This is a genomic window from Arthrobacter globiformis (assembly GCF_030817195.1).
Taxonomy (GTDB): Bacteria; Actinomycetota; Actinomycetes; order Actinomycetales; family Micrococcaceae; genus Arthrobacter; species Arthrobacter globiformis_D.
Genome location: NZ_JAUSYZ010000001.1, coordinates 3,691,215 through 3,707,224, shown reverse-complemented (window position 1 = coordinate 3,707,224; position 16,010 = coordinate 3,691,215). Strand labels below are relative to the sequence as shown.

Genomic DNA, 16,010 nt, shown 5'->3' with positions numbered 1-16,010 from the left:
GCCCGCAGCCGCGACTGACCGACGCCACCTCACACCCCGGAGACCAATGGAACGAACTGTTGCTGCCCGCCTGGTATTTAAGACCGTGGCCGACACAAAGGTGGCGATGGCCATCTCCGTGGCGAGGAATGCCGGCTACACGTCGTTTGACGAGAACCTCAGCGTGACGGCCGGTGGGGAACAGGTTCCTCTGACGGAGCTTTCGGACCACCACGGGGGCAGATTCCATTACATGGAGTTTGCTGACCCCACTGAGGTCACCGTGGATTACTCGGCCAGTGTTGGGGGCCTCGCGGAACCTGAGAAGCCCTCCCTGATGGAGCTGATCCGCTATGTCCGGCCCAGCCGATATGCCGAGTCAGACCGGCTGCTTCCCACGTCCTATGCGGAGTTCGGCGCACTCCAGGGTGAGGAACTCCTGCACGCCGTACGCAACTGGGTGTTTAACGAACTGCGCTATGTCAGCGGCTCCTCCCGGGGGACGGACGGCGCCGTGGAGACCCTCCTGAACCGGCGGGGCGTCTGCCGCGACTATGCACACTTGGCGATCTCGCTGCTGCGTGCCAAGAACGTGCCTGCGCGGCTGGCGGCTGTTTATGCGCCGGGTCTTTCCCCGATGGATTTCCATGCTGTGGCCGAGGCCCATATCAACGGGGCCTGGCACGTGATCGACCCCACCGGCCTGGCGCCCAGGGATGCCATGCTGCGCATCACCGCCGGTCGCGACTCCTCGGACACGGCCTTCCTGTCCACCGTGGGCGGAAGCCTCTCCCTCCGGGAGATCAGAGTCTTCGCGACGGTGAACGGGGAGCTGCCGGCGGAGGATCCGGACAAACTGGCCGTCATCCGCTGACTGCAGGGCGGGAGAGGTGAGCGACGACGGGTCCGGTGTCCCGCCGTCGGCCGTCCGACGGCGGTGCCCCTCCGCTGCCGTCCGACCGCGGCGATTCCAGAGGCCGTTCCGGTAACGGAACCAAAGCCCGTCCCGCTAACGGGACGGCAGGGACGCGCGCAGCTTCTCCGTGAGGCGCAGCAGTTCCCGCTGCTCCGCCGCCGTCAGCGCCGGGGCAACGAGCTCGGCGATGTCCCGCACGTGCTCCCGGCCGATTTCCTTCTGCAGCGCGGCGCCCTCCTCCGTGAGTTTGAGCAACACGCCCCGGCCGTCGTCCGGGGCCGGCATGCGCGCCACCAGGCCGCGTTTCTCCAGCCGGTCCACCAGCCTGCTCAGGCTGGACTGGCTCAGGAGCACGTTGTCGTTCAGTTCATTCAGCCGCAGCCAGCCGGACGGGCACCGTGACAGCGTGAACAGCACGTCGTACTCGTTCACCGCCAGGTTCCGGAAGGCGGGGCCGGACTGCAGCCTGCGCATCACGGCCACCTGCGCGCGGAACAGCGACTCCCAGGTTTCGGCGGCCAACCGGACGTCGGACGTCGCCTTCCGGGGTGACATCACGCCTCCGTCGGGGAGGAAACGGCAGCCGTGTCCTGGCCGATCCCGGCACCTGGGGCAACGCCCTCACCTGCAGCGCCGTCGGCGGCGATCCGTGCGGCGACGCGTCCGGCGTGCGTGGGCGGAGCCGGGATGTGGGCGGGCGTGCGCTCGGCGTACTCCTTGCGCAGGACGGGCAGGACCTCCTCGCCGAACAGGTCCAGCTGCTCCAGGACGGTCTTCAGCGGCAGGCCGGCGTGGTCGATCAGGAACAGCTGGCGCTGGTAGTCGCCGAAGAACTCGCGGAACGTGAGGGTCTTCTCGATGACCTCCTGCGGGCTGCCGACGGTCAGCGGGGTCTGGGAGGTGAAGTCCTCCAATGACGGGCCGTGGCCGTAGACGGGGGCGTTGTCGAAGTACGGCCGGAATTCCCTGACGGCGTCCTGGGAGTTCTTCCGCATGAAGAACTGTCCGCCCAGCCCCACGATGGCCTGGTCCGCCTTGCCGTGGCCGTAGTGCTCGTAGCGCTCGCGGTACAGGCTGATCAGCTGCTGGTAGTGCTCCTTGGGCCAGAAGATGTTGTTCGCGAAGAACCCGTCGCCGTAGTAGGCCGCCACCTCGGCGATCTGCGGGCTGCGGATGGAGCCGTGCCACACAAAGGGGGACACACCGTCGAGCGGGCGCGGGGTGGAGGTGAAGTTCTGCAGCGGCGTGCGGAACTTTCCGGACCAGTTGACGGTGTCCTCATCCCACAGCTTGCGCAGCAGGCTGTAGTTCTCGATGGCGAGCTCGATCCCGTCCTGGATGTTCTTGCCGAACCAGGGGTAGACCGGGGCCGTGTTGCCGCGGCCCAGCACCAGGTCCACGCGGCCGTCAGACAGGTGCTGCAGCATGGCGAAGTCCTCGGCGATCTTGACCGGATCGTTCGTGGTGATCAGCGTGGTGGCGGTGGACAGTGTGATGCGCTCGGTCTGGGCGGCGATGTACGCGAGCGTCGTGGTGGGGGAGGAGGAGAAGAACGGCCGGTTGTGGTGCTCACCGAGGGCGTAGACGTCCATGCCGATTTCTTCGACCTTCTTGGCGATCGCCACGGAGGCCTTGATGCGCTCGTGCTCGGTGGGGGTCCGGCCCGTGGTGGGGTCCTGGGTGATGTCGCTGACGCTGAATACGCCGATCTGCATGATGAACCTTCCGTTCGCAGAAGTTGTCGTTCGGACCTGTACTAACAGTGTACCCGATTTACATGCATTTGCATGTACTGCCCTCAACGTCCCCGGCGCCAGGATATTCCCGCCCCTCCCAACTAGGTAGAGTTCAGGGCGTTCCCACGGCTGGGAACGCCCTGAGCTGCTACCCAGACGGGGACCAGCCGCGCGCCACCAGCGCCAAGCGGACCTTGCGGACGGCCGCCCGCGCGTCGTGCTCCATGTGGGTCTTGCCGATCCGCACCAGGATCCAGTCCGCGGCGGCGAAGTCCTCGTCGCGGCTGATGTCCTTTAGCACCTGCGCCGGATCCGAATGGCCCTCTCCGTCGTACTCCGCCGCCACACGGAACTCCGGGTAGGAGAGGTCGGGCTGGCGCACGACGCCGCCGCCCAGCGACACCGGCACGTTAACATCGGCATCGGGAAAGCCTCGGCGGGCCAGCGCAAGCCGGAGCCGTGTTTCGGGCGCAGAGTCTGCGCCGACACGCGCCTGGTCCAGCGCCAGTCGCGCTTTCCTGATCCCGGGCGTCCCCTTGTGTCTGTCCAGCATGTCGGCGAGTTCGTCCCGGGTGGCATGGGCTGCGGACCTCCCCTCGAACTCAGGACGGGGATGGCGCAGGAGGTGGTCCGCCACCACCGTCAGTTCATCGACACTCATCCGCCGCGCGATGTCCAGCCACGTCCGGGTCCTGCTGGTCACGAACACCCCTCCGAGTTCCACGATCTCGTCCGGAAAGAACTGTCCGCGATGGCCCACCACACCCCGTCGCCGGGCAATGGCAACCGCGTCCGGACGGGATATGTGGATGCCAGGGCGATCAGCGCCGGGGAGGAAACCGGGAAACTCCCACAGCAGGAAGGCGGTTGCGTGCGACGCCGCCGAAAGGCCGGTGACCAGCGTGTGGGGCCGGGCCAGCTGCGCAAGCTGCTGTGTCGACGGTAGATGGGTGCCGGCGCGGGAAGGCATCCGGATGCCCCGGCTGGGGTCACGAGGCCGCCGATCTTCAGCCGGTCCCGGCCAACCCCGGCGTCGAGTGCTTCGGTCACGGTGAAGGGAACGGCTGATAAATGGTCCGGCAACGGGCTCGGATATTTCATGGCACTATCGTTCCAAAAACCGGAGCCTGGAATTGAGTTATCCACAGGCAACCCGGCAGTCACCCCATGTAGGTAGCAGCAGAGGGCGTTCCCAGCGCTGGGAACGCCCTGAACTGCGACTTAGTTGGGTGGGGGGAGAGGAAGAGGCAGGTCAGTCAGGGGAGCCGGGGGCGGCGCGGCGGCCGCTGAGCTTGGGCACCATGCCCGTGGTCCAGTCGGCGAACTCGGCATCGACGTCGTCTTCCGCAACGGAGAAGTCGGGCCGCTGCTTGAGCTGGCGCATGAGCTCCTTTTTCTCCTTCCGCCCCTCCACCAGCCGGTACAGCACCGGGACGAGCACCAGCGTGAGGGCCGTGGATGAGACCAGCCCGCCGATCACCACGATGGCCAGCGGCTGCGAAATGAACCCGCCGCCGCCCGTCATGCCAAGGGCCATGGGGGTCAGCGCGAAGACCGTGGCCAGCGCGGTCATCAGGATGGGGCGGAGACGCTGCCGGGCACCGTGCGTGATGGCGTCGGCCACGCGCATCCCCGGCTTGCCGCCGTGCGGCTGCCGGTACTGGTTGATCAGGTCGATCAGCACGATCGCGTTGGTCACCACAATGCCCACGAGCATCAGCATGCCGATCAGCGACGGCAGCCCCAGTGGCACCCGCGTGACCAGAAGCAGGGCAACCGCTCCGGTGGCGGCAAACGGCACCGAAACGAGGAGGATCAGCGGCTGCACCAGGGACTTGAACGTCGCCACCATGATCACATAGACGATGGCGATGGCGGCCAGCAGCGCGAGGCCGAGCTGCCGGAAGGATTCTGCCTGCTGGGTGGTGGCGCCGCCGATCTCCGCGGTCACCCCGGCGGGCAGGTCCACGGCTTTGAGGCGCTGCTGCACCTCGGCGCTGACGGCGCCCAGGTTGGATCCCGACGGCGTGACGGACACCTGCGCGGTCCGCTGGCCGTTGCTGGAGGTGATGGAAAGGGGGACATCGACCTGTTCGACGGCGGCAATCCGGCCCAGCGGGACCGGCCCGGAGGCGGAGGGGAGCGGGATATCGCGGACGGCGGCGATGCTGGTAAAGCGTTTCCCTTCCCCGATCTGGACCGGGAAATCGTCCGTGTCGATGCGCACCGTGCCCGCGGGGACGGGGCTGATGGTTGAAGCCAGGACACCGGCCACCTGCTCTTCAGTCAGGCCCGCGGCAACGGCCTTGGCCCGGTCAACCCTGACCTGAACCACGGGCTGGCTGGCGGCGAGGTTTGTGGTCACCTCGCTGCTTCCGGGAACTCCCGTCATGGCCTTCACCATGGCGTCGCTGGCCTTCCTCAGCTCTTCGGAGGTGGCCGCCTTCAGGGTGATGTCCACCGTGGAGGACGTCCCGAATCCGCCCTGCTGGGAGCCGACGGAGATTTTGCCGGCGGCACCTGCCGCCGCCAGTTCGCTGCGGACGGTGTCCTGCAGCTTGCCCTGGTTCGCTTTTTCGTCGGTGACAACCGTGAATGAGGAATTGGAGGCGCCGGAGGACGTCAGCGCGGTGAAGCCCGCCTGCGCATTGCCGGAGGTTACCTGGACGTCCCTGATTCCGTCGATGCCAAGGAGCACGTCCTCGACCTTCCGGGCCGCGGCGCTGGTATCTTCCAGGCTCGTGCCGGCCGGAAGTTCCTGCTTGACCGTCATGCTGTTCTCGCCTGAGCGTCCCAACAGGTCGGTGGCGAGCAGCGGCGTCATGGCGGCGGTCCCGCCGAGGACCAGGACCGCGGCGATCAGGGTGAGCACCGGGTGCTTCTGGGTCTTGTTCAGGACGGGCAGGTAGCCGCGCTGGAGGATGCTGCGCTGCTCGGCCTCGTGCGCCTGCGCCTGGACTTCCACGGCGGACAGCGGGGCCTCGGCGCCGCCTCCGGTTGCGGGGCTCTTCAGGAACCAGTACGCGAGCACGGGAACGATGGTCAGGGACACCAGGAGCGAGGAGAGCAGCGCAATGGTGACCGTCAGGGCGAACGGACGGAACAGTTCGCCTGCGAGCTCGCCCACAAAGGCGATCGGAAGGAAGACGGCCACGGTGGTCAGTGTCGAGGCCGTGATGGCGCCGGCAACTTCACGGATGGAGGTGAGGATTGCGGTGAGCTTGGCTTCGCCGTAGCTCAGATGCCGCTTGATGTTCTCGATCACCACGATCGAGTCATCGACCACCCGGCCGATGGCGATGGTCAGCGCCCCGAGCGTGAGGATGTTCAGCGAATATCCCGTGCCGGAGAGGCCGATGAAGGTGATGAGCAGCGACAGCGGAATGGAGACGGCGGTGACCAGGGTGGAGCGGACGGACATGAGGAAGAGGAGAATGACGGCCACCGCGAAACCGAGTCCCAGGAGGCCTTCCGTGGTGAGGTCCTTGATGGACTTCTCGATGAAGGGTGCCTGGTCGAAGACGGGGGTGAACTTGGCGTCCGAGCCGAGCTCCGCCTCGAGCTGCGGCAGCAATTCCTTCACCGCGTGCGAGATCGCGACGGTGTCGCCCTCGGGCTTCTTCGTCACGGAAATGGCCAGTGTTTCGCGGCCGTTTGTCCGGGTGATGGATGTCCGCGCGTCGTCCTTGATGCTGACGTCGGCCACGGAGCCGATGGTGGTGCCGGCGTCGGTCCCGCTGAGCGGCAGCGCCTTAACTGCGGCTACAGAATCGACCGGGCTGCCGATCTGCAGGGAGAGGCTCTGGCCCTTTTCCTCGATGGTGCCCGCCGGGACAAGGTCGCCGTTGTTGGTCAGGGCGTTCCGCAGCGACTGGACGCTGGCGCCGCCGGCGGCCATCCTGGCCGCGTTTGGCTGGATGAGGATGTGCCGGCTGGCGCCGCCCGTCACGTCGGCGCCGCGGACGCCGTCGAGCTTTTGCAGCCTCGGTACCGACAGGCGCTGCAGGTCCGTGTTCAGCTCACTGAGCGGCTTGTCGGAGGAGACGGCGAGGAAGACGATCGGGAAGTCGCTGATGCTGCCGGCGATGGCCTGGGGCTGGACGTCGTCCGGCAGCGTGCGCTTCGCGTTGGAAATGGCCCGGTCGATCTGGTTCCGGGCCCGGTCCAGATTGGAACCGTAGGTGAACACCAGGCTGATCTGCGAGACGCCGTTGCGGGAAGTGGACGACGTCGACTCCAACCCTTCGACGCCGTTCAGCGCCGTCTCCAGCGGCCGGCTCACCTGCTTGTCCACCACCTCGGGCGACGCCCCGGGCATCGACGTGATCACCGTGATCCGCGGGAACTCAATCGAGGGAATGAGTTCCTGCTTCAGCGAGGACATGGTGATCACGCCGAACACCGAGGCGAAGATGGTGATCAGGGCGATGAGTGCGCGGTTCCCGAGGGATAGGTGGGCCAGCCGGAACATCGCATGATCTCCTGGGTCGACGGACTGTTTGCCTTCGGTGGTGCCTGCCGCAACCCGCGCCGGGTCAGCGCTGGACGGTCATCGCTGGACTGCGGGCGATGCTTCCAGCTGGAGGCTCTTGGCGGTGGCCTTCTCGAGTTCCGCCGCCAGCTCCGGGTTTTCGTTGAGCTTGACGCCGTAGCCCGGCATCATTTCCTTGAGCTTGGACTGCCAGCCCTTAAAGTTCTTGGGGAAGGACTTCTGCAGGAGCTCGATCATGATGGGCACGGCCGTGGAGGCTCCCGGTGAAGCGCCGAGGAGGGCGCCGATGGAACCGTCGCGGGCGGCAATCACCTCGGTTCCGAACTGCAGCACACCGCCCTTCTTCGGATCCTTCTTGATGATCTGCACGCGCTGGCCGGCGGTGATGAGTTCCCAGTCGCCGTCCTTGGCCTCGGGGTAGTACTCGCGCAGCGCCTCCACCTTGTCACCGTGGCGCTTGGCCACCTCTTTAACCAGGTAGGCGGTGAGGTCCATGTTGTCCTTGGCCACGGCGAGCATCGGGATGATGTTGCTCGGGCGGATGGACAGCGGGAGATCCAGGTAGCTGCCGTTCTTCAGGAAGTTCGTGGAGAAGCCGGCGTACGGGCCGAACAGCAGGGAGCGCTTGCCGTTGACGTAGCGGGTGTCCAGGTGCGGCACCGACATGGGCGGCGCGCCGACGGAAGCCTGGCCGTAGACCTTGGCGTTGTGCTGGGATGCGAGGGACGGGTCCGTGCAGCGGAAGAACTGGCCGGAGACCGGGAACCCGCCGAAGCCCTTGCTTTCCGGGATGCCGGAAGCCTGCAGCAGGTGCAGCGCTCCGCCGCCCGCGCCGACGAAGACGAACTTGGCCCTAATGCTGCCGCGCTCACCGGAAGCGGGGTGCTTGAGCGAAAGGTCCCAGCCGCCGTCGGACGCCCTGCGGACATCGGTGACGTTGTGGCCGTAGTTGATTTCGACGCCGTTGTTGGCCAGGTAGCCGGTGAGCTCACGGGTCAGGGCACCGAAGTCGACGTCGGTACCTTCGGCAGCGCGGGTGGCGGCGACGCGCTGCTTCGTGTCGCGGCCCTTGACGATCAGCGGCGCCCACTTGGCGATCTGCGCGAAGTCCTCGGAGTACTCCATGCTCCGGAACAGGGTGTGCTCCTTGAGCGCGTTGTACCGGGTCTTGAGGAAGTTCGAGTTGTCGTCGCCGATGACGAAGCTCATGTGCGGAACGGTGTTGATGAAACCCTTGGGGGAGCCGATCAGGGAGTTGTCCACCAGGTGGGACCAGAACTGGCGGGACAGCTGGTACTGCTCGTTGATGTGCAGTGCCTTGGCAGGATTGACCGAGCCGTCTTTGGCTGCGGGGGAGTAATTAAGCTCACACAGCGCGGCGTGTCCGGTGCCGGCGTTGTTCCACGGTGCCGAGCTCTCCAGGCCGGCCTCGTCAAGCCGCTCGAACAGGGAAATGGTCCAGTTGGGTTCGAGCTGCTTGATGAACGCACCCAGCGTGGCGCTCATGATGCCGCCGCCAATAAGGACGACGTCGGCATGTTGGGTCTTGGAAATGAAGGTCACAATCAGTCTCCGATAGGCGGCTCTGGCTGTCACAGAATATCCCTGCACCGCCCACTAACTGAAATTGCGCCCCGGCGTCAAGGCCTCAGCTGGACCTTGGTGAAAACTTCATTTAATACCGGCGAGGCCGGATAGCTGACCACCCGGTCGGACAGGGCCAGGGCGGAGATCGGGAAAGCAATGGGGACGGCAGGCAACGACTCCGCGATCTGGGCGTTGATTGTCTGGTACTGCTGCGTGCGCTCCTGGCCGTCCGGGAGCCCGCGGGCGCGGTCGATCTTGGAGAACACCTGCGGGTCCTGGTAGCCGAACTCGCCGTTCTTCTCGCCGAAGAGCGGCGCGAGGAAGTTGTCCGCGTCGGAATAGGAGCCGTTCCAGCCGAGCAGGTGCAGGGCATGGTCGCCGGGGTTCTTTACCTTCTGCAGGTAGCCGTCCGTCCAGTCCACGGGGACGGGCTGGATGTTCAGCCCGACTGCCGTGAGCTGGCGGCTGAGCTCCGCATAGACCTTCTCCGGCGTGGGCAGGTAGGGGCGCGTGACGTTCATGGGGTAGTAGAACTTCAGGGCCTGGCCCTTGTAGCCGGCCTCTGCCAGGAGCTCCTTGGCCTTGCGGGGATCATGGCCGAGCGCGGGTGCATTGTTGTTGAACCCGCTCAGCTTGGGCGGAACGAACTGTGAAGCCTGGGACGTGTTGTCGATGAAGAAGCGCCTGATGAGCGTGTCTTTGTCGATGGCCAGCTCGATGGCCTGGCGGACCTTGAGGTCCTTCAGCACGGGAATTTCCTGGTTCATGCCCAGATACATCACGGAGAACGGGTCCCGCTGGATGATCTGCATGCCGCGTTTGACCAGCTGGTCGAAGTTCCCCACCGTCACGGCGTCATAGCCGTCGATCCTGCCGTCCAGCAGGGCCTGCAGCCGCGTCTGCGGGTGGTCGTAGGTGACGAACCTGAGGGTGGCAATCTGTCCCCGGGTGCCCCAGTACTCCTTGTTGTCCGCGAGAGTGACGCCCGCGCTGTCCCACGCGGAGAAGCGGAAGGGGCCGGTGCCCACGGGATGGGTGGCGTAGGCGGACAGTGCCTGGCCGCCGCGCCGCAGGCTGAGATGGTCGGCCTTTCCGGCGGCGAGTGCCTTGGGGGAGGACATGGCAAACGCGGGAAGGGTCAGGGCCTGGAGGAATCCGGTGAAGCGCTCCGTGAGGCTTATCCGCACCCGCAGTGCCGACAGGGCGGTGCAGGATTTGAAGACGGAAAGCTCCGCATGGTCGGCGTGTTCCTTGAAGACTCCCTTGAACGAAGTACCCGGAGCCTGCTTCCGGAGTGCCTCGGAAAAGTTGAACCAGCGGTCGAAATTGGTGCAGACGGCGTCGGCGTTGAAAGGGGAACCATCGTGAAACCTGATGCCAGGGCGAAGGGTGAAGGTGTAGGACATGCCGTCGGCTGATTGCGTCCACTCCGTTGCCAACAGCGGCGTGGGCTCGCCCGTTGTCTGGTCGACGCCTACAAGTCCTTCCAGGACCTGCCGCGTGACCCGCTGCGATTCGACGTCGTTGGCCAGGGCGGGGTCCAGGCCCAGAGGCTGCGAGGCTGTGCCGAATGTGAAGGTCTCAGAAGGGGCAGCGGCGGCTGTTGTGGTGCTTGCCGCGGCGGACGACGGCGTGGGCTCAGCCTCGCTCGTGCAGGAAGTTAGGGACAGGCCCAGAAGGACGGCGCCGGTCTTGAGGGCTGTACGGCGCGGGATACTGCTGCTGGGCACTCGATTACCACCTCTGGACTGCTGGGGTGCGCGTGGGCGGCTGCTGCCCGCCACCCAGTCTAATTGACGGATTGCGGACCCATGGCTTACGCGTGAGCCAGGACACGCCGAGGCGGATGGCGGCCGGACGGAGCGCCTGGCGGCGCACGGGCCGGCACAGCAAAAGACCGCGGTCCGCACTCTCGGGTGCGGACCGCGGTCCTGGCCCGGGACGGGTCCCGGGCCGGACTCAGCAATTACTTGGGCATCAGCACCGAATCCACGAGGTAAACGGTGGCGTTCGCCGTCTGGACGCCGCCGCAGATCACGTTGGCGCCGTCCACTTTAAGGGCATCCTTGGTCCCGGTGACGGTTACCGGTCCGCCCTGCACGGTCTTGTGCGTGCCCACGATCTTGTCCGGGGTGATCTGGCCCGGAACCACGTGGTAGGTGAGGATCTTGCTCAACAGGGCGTCGTCCTTCTTGAGGGTCTCGATCGTTGCCGCATCGACCTTGGCGAAGGCATCGTCAACCGGCGCGAACACCGTGAACTCGCTGCCGTTCAGCGTGTCAACGAGATCGACCTTCGGGTTCAGCTTGCCGGAGACCGCGGCTGTCAGCGTCTTCAGCAATGGGTTGTTCGAGGCGGCGACAGCCACGGGATCCAGGGCCATGCCGGCGACGGAACCCTTGCCGCTGGGAACCTGTTTGGCGTAGTCGGCACAGCCGGGCCCGGCAAGGTCTGCGGCCGGATCCATGGCCGCCGCCGACGTCTCAGACGGCGATGGCGCCATGCTGGAGGCAGACGGCTCGGCGGCGGCCGGCGAACTGCTGGACGTGCCGGCGGCGCCGCCGCAAGCGGTGAGGCTCAGCAGAGCGGCGGCTGCAATGCCTGCGACGGTGAAGGTTGAGCGCTTGGAAGACTGCATTTCGATTCTCCTTAGTTGTGCCAACGAACGGGACCGGAGGGAGTATGGCGTCCTCCGGCGATCCTTTCCGACTGTGGGACACCGGCCCGGGTTGTGGGACAGTGGGCGGTGTCTCACTGGGTATTCGCCTGGTCGGCGGCAGCGGATGGGTGAACCGGGAAAGATTTTCCGGCAGCCTGGTGGCCGCCCGTTGGCAGTGGCCGGTTAAACGGGGAAATCCCGGGCCGTAGCCCGGGATTTCCCAGCTTATTGCTGTTGTGCGCAAGGGGGGACTTGAACCCCCACGCCCGAAGGCACAGGAACCTAAATCCTGCGTGTCTGCCAATTTCACCACTCGCGCCCGGCTCCGCCTGGTGCGCCCTGCGAGCTGTCAGCAGCAGAAAACGTACGACGGCGGATGCCAGCCTCAATTGTACCGTCACCTGTGCGGTCCTTGCGGCAGGTGCGGCCCGTCTGTCAGGCGAGGGTTATCCAACCTCTTCGAGCTTGAGGTCCTTGCGCAGCTTGGCGACATGCCCGGTGGCCCGGACGTTGTACTGGGCCACGGCAACTTTGCCGTCCGGGTCCACCACCACGGTGGAACGGATGAGGCCCTCGTAGGTCCGGCCATAGTTCTTCTTCTCGCCCCACGCGGCGTATGCCTCGGCAACCGCATGGTCCTCGTCCGACAGGAGCGGGAAGGTGAGGCCCTGGGCGTCGGCGAAACTGGCCAGCTTGCCCGCCGGGTCAGGCGAAATCCCCAGCACTTCGTAGCCGGCGGCCTGGAGGGATGCCAGGCTGTCCCGGAAGTCGCAGGCCTGCTTGGTGCATCCGGGCGTGGCGGCGGCCGGGTAGAAATAAACTATGGTGTTCCGCCCGCGGTAATCGCTGAGGCTGACCTCCGCTCCCGTTGCGTCCTTCAGTGTGAAGCCGGGGGCGGTGTCACCCGGCGTAAGTTTTTCAGCCAACGTTGTCTCCTTGTTTTGGTGCAGGACATGCCAGCTTAGTAAGGCTTCGTGTCGGGTACTAATCAGGCTTAGTTATACTTAGTGGTATGCCTGATATGGATCGCTGGCCCACAGGGCGTCTCTTGTCCACGGCGGCCCGCCTCGTTGAGCACTCATGGAACGAGAAGCTGGGCGCCATTGGCCTGACCCATGCCGGCGTTATCGCCATCGAGGTGCTCTACAACAGTGGCCCCATGACCCAGGCGCAGCTGGCCCAGCTTGTCCGAGTGCAGGCCCAGACCATGGGCAAAACGCTGAGCCGCCTCGAGTCGCACGGGCATATTGTGCGCCAGCGCAGCACTTCGGACCGGCGCAGCCACGTCGTATCGCTCACGGAGCGGGGCACCGAAGCCGTCATGGCTGCAGCAGACATGGAACGGTCGGTCCTCGCCGCAGCGTCCATTGACCCGGATCTGCTCCGCCAGGAACTTCAGGCTGTGGTCCGGGAGCTGGCTAAGCGCTTCGCATCGCCGGAGACCAACGCCATCGTTGCCAGCGCCGACTCCGGGCTGACTGTCGAAGCCAATTCCTAGCTCGAGGCTCATTCCCGGCATCGGCGGCTACCCGCCGGCAGGGGGAGTGGCAGTGGTCCTGCGCGCCACCAGGTGCGGGGTCCGCACAACATGCCCGGCCGGCTGGGTTCCTTCAATCCGCGCCACGGCGCGGTCCACGGCCGCGGCGGCAAGCTGTGGCGCGTCCTGGCTGATCGAGGACAGCTGGACATAGCTGAGCCGTGCGAACTGGCTGTCGTCGTAGCCCAGCACTGACACATCCGCCGGGACCCGTTGCCCCTGTGACCGGAGGCTCTCGATGACCCCGAGGGCTGAGCGGTCGTTGAAGGCGATGACGGCTGTCGGCATGACCGGGCCGAGGGAATTGCCGGCGGTCATCCCGTCTTCCTCCATCGCGCCGCCGGCAATGATGGCCGGCTCCAGGCCGCGGCGTTCCATCTCCGCCCGGAAGGCAGCCCGGCGCGGTTCGGCAGAGACCGCGGAACCGCCGTCGATATGGACGATCCTCCGGTGCCCCAGGGACACAAGGTGCTCCACCGCCAACCGGATGCCCTCGTAATCATCACTACTCACGGAGTCGGTGGCGTCGCCGACGTCGTTCCGGAGGAGGCTCACCACCGGCACCTGGCCGGCATACCGCGCCAATTCATCGCTGCTGAGCGTGGGCGAGATCAGGATCAGCGCCTCGGAGCCGAAATCCAGGAGAGCCTCGATCGTCCGGGCCTCGGGCCTGCCACTGGTGACGCCGCCCAGTGCGAGTTCGTAGCCTTTGGCTCCGGCCTCGGCGTACGCGGCGTCCACAATTTCGGCGTGGAACGCGTGGGCTGTGGAGAAACTGAGGCCCAGGAGTTTGGTCCGGGTACTGCGCAGCAGCCGCGCGCGGCTGTCCGGCCGGTAGCCGAGCTCGCGCGCGGCGTCGAGCACTTTCTGCCTCGTGGCTTCTGCCGCGCCGGGCGCGCCGCGCATCACGATGGAAACCAGGGCCCGTGATACGCCGGCCGCGTCGGCTACGTCCATCAGGGTGGGGCGCCGTTGCTGTTCAGTCATGTGCCTCCTTGCTGCCAGAAGTCTATAGAACGATCTAGACATAAAACCAAAAGTTGTGCCACCATCAGTCCACTAGAACGATCTAGAATTCTGAGAAGAGGACTGAATCATGACTTACGTCCAGCAACCGGCCAGTGACAACCACCCCGTTCGTCTCGGCCTGATTGGAGCCGGCTGGATCGGCGCCTTCCATGCCGAGTCCGTGGCCCGCCGGATTCCCCATGCGCGGCTGGATGCCATCGCTGACCCCGCGCTTCCCGCCGCCGGGGCCTTGGCGGGCAAGCTCGGCGTTGCCAGAATCACGGCAGATCCGGCGGACGTGATTAATGACCCCGACATTGATGGGGTCCTCGTGGCATCGCCTGCAAGGTTCCATTCAGGCCTTATCGCGGCTGCGGCCCGGGCAGGGAAGGACGTGTTCTGCGAAAAGCCGGGCGGCCGCACTGTCGTAGAACTGGACGAGGCCCTGGCCGCTGTAGACGACGCCGGGGTCAATGTCCAGTTTGGCTTCAACCGGCGCTTCGCTGCGGACTTCGCCGCCGCAAGGAAACTTATCGACGAGGGCGCAGTAGGCACCCCACAGCTCCTCCGGTCCCTCACCCGGGACCCTGGTACTGCGGCTGGAATCGCCTCCCCGGAGCGGATCGCGCCCGGAACGATCTTTCTGGAAACGCTGATCCATGATTTCGACACCCTGAACTGGCTGAACCCGGGCGCGGTTCCGGTGAAGGTGCATGCGGTGGCTGACGCGCTGGTCGCCCCCGAAGCGAAAGCCGGGGGCCTGCTGGATACTGCGGTGGTCACGGTAACGTACAGCAATGGCGCCATCGCGGTGGCCGAAGCCAACTTCAATGCTCTGTATGGCTACGACGTGCGGGGTGAAGTCTTCGGGTCGGCCGGAATGGTCTCTGCGGGCGGGCCGCAGGCATCAAGCGCCGTGAGCTACACGGCCGCAGGCATTGCCTCAGACACCGTGCGGCTGAACATTGATCTCTTCCATGACGCGTATACCGCGGAACTCGCCCGGTTCGTCGACGGCGTTGCGGCCCGCCGGGCCGGACGCGCGCCGGGCGGAATGGCGGTTCCGGGCGGCATTGATGCCCGCAACGCGCTGGCGGTGGCGCTGGCGGCGATCCGGTCGCACGAATCTGGCCTCCCGGTGGACGTTTCGGCTGTGGCACATCTGCAAGCGGCGGAGCCGGGGCTGCGGCTGGCGGGGCGGCAGCTCACGGGAGCCCAGCCTGCGGGGCCGGGCGCATGAGCTTCCGGCTGGCAGCGTGCGCCGAGATGATCTACGGCGAGTTGTCCCTCATCGAGCGGGTGCAGCGCATTCATGAGCAGGGGTTCGAGGTGGAACTTTGGGACACGCGGAACCGGGACATTCCAGCACTGGCCGCAACGGGTGCCCGATTTTCTTCCATGAGCGGATACTTCGGCGGCAGCCTCATCGACCCGGACAGTGCGGACCGGGTTGTTGAATCGGCGGAGAAACTCATTCCGACCGCGCTTGAGCTGGGTGTCGAGCGGATGGTTGTTCATCCGGCGGAACTTGGCGACGGCGGGGTCGCCGTGCGGCCGCTCCACCGCTCCACCGGACAGATGTGGCTGACCGGGCTGCGCACCCTGGAGCGGCTGGGCCGGCTCGGTGAACGGCATGGAGTGGTCTTTGCGCTTGAAAATCTCAACACGGTCCTGGACCACCCGGGCATACCGCTGGCCCGGGCCAAGGACACCCTGGCGCTGGTGTCCGCAGCTGACCACCCGCACGTGAGGATGATGCTGGATCTTTACCATGCCCAGATCGGCGAGGGAAACCTGATTGAACTTGTCCGCGGAGCTCTGCCTTGGATCGGGGAAATCCAGGTGGCCGACGTTCCGGGCCGGTTCGAGCCCGGAACGGGGGAGATCAACTACGGCGCCATTGCCGGGGCGCTCGCCGAGGCAGGCTACGCGGGCGTCATCGGGCTGGAAGCGGGTGCCTCGGGTGGGCCCGGGCTGGCATCGGGGGACCAGGCCCTCTCCGCCTTCCGGCACGCTTTCGTGGCGGGTTAGTCACACGGCCAAAACTATTATCGTCCTAATGTTAGGACAAACGTTGACAATGGTGATCCGAGTCA

At 66.0% G+C, this 16,010-nt stretch carries 13 protein-coding genes and 1 tRNA gene; 4 read left to right on the top strand and 10 right to left on the bottom strand.

Features of this window, described 5'->3' with window-relative positions:
* Positions 1 to 46 precede the first annotated feature (46 nt).
* Positions 47 to 853 (top strand): transglutaminase-like domain-containing protein, encoded by an 807-nt coding sequence (locus QF036_RS16870; RefSeq protein ID WP_307103692.1) that lies wholly within the window; start codon positions 47 to 49, stop codon positions 851 to 853.
* A 135-nt stretch (positions 854 to 988) separates the two neighbouring features.
* Here QF036_RS16870 and QF036_RS16865 read toward each other — a convergent pair whose 3' ends face one another.
* The 9 genes from QF036_RS16865 to bcp form a co-directional block, all read right to left on the bottom strand.
* Entirely contained in the window at positions 989 to 1,450 is a 462-nt protein-coding gene (locus QF036_RS16865; RefSeq protein ID WP_307103690.1) for a MarR family winged helix-turn-helix transcriptional regulator, read from the bottom strand.
* Positions 1,450 to 2,610 carry an LLM class flavin-dependent oxidoreductase gene (locus QF036_RS16860; RefSeq protein ID WP_307103688.1) on the bottom strand — a complete coding sequence of 387 codons (1,161 nt, stop codon included), beginning with the start codon at positions 2,608 to 2,610 and terminating at the stop codon, positions 1,450 to 1,452. Before QF036_RS16860 ends, QF036_RS16865 begins: the two co-directional genes overlap by 1 nt.
* Positions 2,611 to 2,779: 169 nt before the next feature.
* On the bottom strand, positions 2,780 to 3,601 hold the full coding sequence (locus QF036_RS16855; protein ID WP_307103685.1) for an endonuclease domain-containing protein: 822 nt from the start codon (positions 3,599 to 3,601) through the stop codon (positions 2,780 to 2,782).
* A 282-nt stretch (positions 3,602 to 3,883) separates the two neighbouring features.
* Positions 3,884 to 7,102, bottom strand: a complete 3,219-nt coding sequence (locus QF036_RS16850; protein ID WP_307103683.1) for an efflux RND transporter permease subunit — start codon at positions 7,100 to 7,102, stop codon at positions 3,884 to 3,886.
* Between the two features lie 78 nt (positions 7,103 to 7,180).
* Positions 7,181 to 8,686, bottom strand: a complete 1,506-nt coding sequence (locus tag QF036_RS16845; RefSeq protein WP_307105959.1) for a malate:quinone oxidoreductase — start codon at positions 8,684 to 8,686, stop codon at positions 7,181 to 7,183.
* A gap of 77 nt (positions 8,687 to 8,763) precedes the next feature.
* Positions 8,764 to 10,440, bottom strand: a complete 1,677-nt coding sequence (locus tag QF036_RS16840) for an ABC transporter substrate-binding protein (RefSeq protein ID WP_307103681.1) — start codon at positions 10,438 to 10,440, stop codon at positions 8,764 to 8,766.
* Between the two features lie 236 nt (positions 10,441 to 10,676).
* A complete protein-coding gene (locus QF036_RS16835) occupies positions 10,677 to 11,348 on the bottom strand; it encodes a fasciclin domain-containing protein (protein WP_307103679.1) in 672 nt (223 codons plus the stop codon).
* Between the two features lie 258 nt (positions 11,349 to 11,606).
* Positions 11,607 to 11,688 (bottom strand) — tRNA-Leu (locus tag QF036_RS16830).
* A 127-nt stretch (positions 11,689 to 11,815) separates the two neighbouring features.
* The gene (gene bcp, locus QF036_RS16825) at positions 11,816 to 12,295 is read right to left on the bottom strand and encodes a thioredoxin-dependent thiol peroxidase (protein WP_307103677.1); all 480 of its coding nucleotides are present in this window, start codon (positions 12,293 to 12,295) and stop codon (positions 11,816 to 11,818) included.
* A gap of 95 nt (positions 12,296 to 12,390) precedes the next feature.
* Between bcp and QF036_RS16820 the strand changes: the two genes are divergently transcribed.
* Positions 12,391 to 12,867: a MarR family winged helix-turn-helix transcriptional regulator gene (locus QF036_RS16820; RefSeq protein ID WP_307105956.1), complete on the top strand. Its 477-nt coding sequence runs from the start codon at positions 12,391 to 12,393 to the stop codon at positions 12,865 to 12,867.
* Positions 12,868 to 12,894: 27 nt separating this feature from the next.
* Here QF036_RS16820 and QF036_RS16815 read toward each other — a convergent pair whose 3' ends face one another.
* Positions 12,895 to 13,893, bottom strand: a complete 999-nt coding sequence (locus QF036_RS16815) for a LacI family DNA-binding transcriptional regulator (protein ID WP_307103675.1) — start codon at positions 13,891 to 13,893, stop codon at positions 12,895 to 12,897.
* 109 nt (positions 13,894 to 14,002) lie between these two features.
* Between QF036_RS16815 and QF036_RS16810 the strand changes: the two genes are divergently transcribed.
* Together QF036_RS16810 and QF036_RS16805 are read left to right on the top strand one after the other, a co-directional pair.
* Positions 14,003 to 15,154 carry a Gfo/Idh/MocA family oxidoreductase gene (locus tag QF036_RS16810; protein ID WP_307103673.1) on the top strand — a complete coding sequence of 384 codons (1,152 nt, stop codon included), beginning with the start codon at positions 14,003 to 14,005 and terminating at the stop codon, positions 15,152 to 15,154.
* A complete protein-coding gene (locus QF036_RS16805; protein WP_307103671.1) occupies positions 15,151 to 15,945 on the top strand; it encodes a TIM barrel protein in 795 nt (264 codons plus the stop codon). Before QF036_RS16810 ends, QF036_RS16805 begins: the two co-directional genes overlap by 4 nt.
* The last annotated feature ends 65 nt before the right edge of the window (positions 15,946 to 16,010 follow it).